This is a genomic window from Variovorax sp. WDL1 (genome assembly GCF_001541225.1).
Taxonomy (GTDB): domain Bacteria; phylum Pseudomonadota; class Gammaproteobacteria; order Burkholderiales; family Burkholderiaceae_C; genus Variovorax.
The window spans coordinates 1-241 of the sequence record NZ_LMTS01000203.1 but is presented as its reverse complement, the minus strand read 5'-3'; the positions used below and the strand labels follow the sequence as shown (position 1 = coordinate 241).

Here is a 241-nt window from a genome sequence, read left to right as displayed (position 1 = left end):
TGGCAGCGGCGGTGGAACGGCCGATGCCCGGCAGCGTCTGCAGCTCGGCCGCTGTGCGCGGGAAGGCACCGCCGAAGCGCGAGACCACGTCCTGGGCGCACCGGTGCATGTTGCGCGCGCGGCTGTAATAACCCAGGCCGCTCCACAGGCCCAGCACCTCGTCCTCGCTGCCTGCGGCCAAGGCCTCCACCGTCGGAAAGCGATCTAGATGTAGTTTCCCAAGAGGTTGTTCACCCGAGGT

1 pseudogene is annotated in these 241 nt (G+C 68.0%); it reads right to left on the bottom strand.

The features are described 5' to 3' along the window. Nucleotides 1-241 (bottom strand): annotated as a pseudogene (locus APY03_RS44525) (A/G-specific adenine glycosylase); the annotation flags it as partial.